This is a genomic window from Vibrio sp. 10N.222.49.C9 (assembly GCF_041474985.1).
Taxonomy (GTDB): Bacteria; Pseudomonadota; Gammaproteobacteria; order Enterobacterales; family Vibrionaceae; genus Vibrio; species Vibrio crassostreae_C.
In genome coordinates this window covers 1-373 of record NZ_JBFRVD010001042.1, presented here as the reverse complement: position 1 = coordinate 373, position 373 = coordinate 1, and the positions used below count along the sequence as shown (strand labels likewise).

The following is a 373-nucleotide window of genomic DNA, read 5'->3' as shown; positions in this document are numbered from 1 at the left end:
TGGATAAACAGTGCCAAGGGAGCCAATTTTCAACTCAGTTTAATGGGTTGCTGGCGTCACTTTCTTATTCGCAAAATGCGAGTGTCGATCAGCATCAGAGTTTAGGTTTGTATACGCAGACGGCTCATTGGATAAAACATCACGAGGTGAGACATGGTTGAGTTTGAATACCCACTCGCCTTTTTGCTGGCGTTATTGCCACTGTTGGTTTATCGCTTTGTTCCTGCCTATAAGGAATCTAAGAGCGCGCTACAGGTGCCTTTTTTTGAGCGCCTAGTTTCTGTCTCTGAAGATAAACCGTCGCAAAGTGCGACTTTACTGAAAAGAAGAAAGATCCAATGGGCATTAGTTGTCATTAGCTATCTCTCTTTGG

1 pseudogene is annotated in these 373 nt (G+C 44.0%); it reads left to right on the top strand.

The features are described from left to right. Positions 1-153: 153 nt before the first annotated feature. A pseudogene (locus AB4585_RS26805) lies at positions 154-373 on the top strand (aerotolerance regulator BatA); the annotation flags it as partial.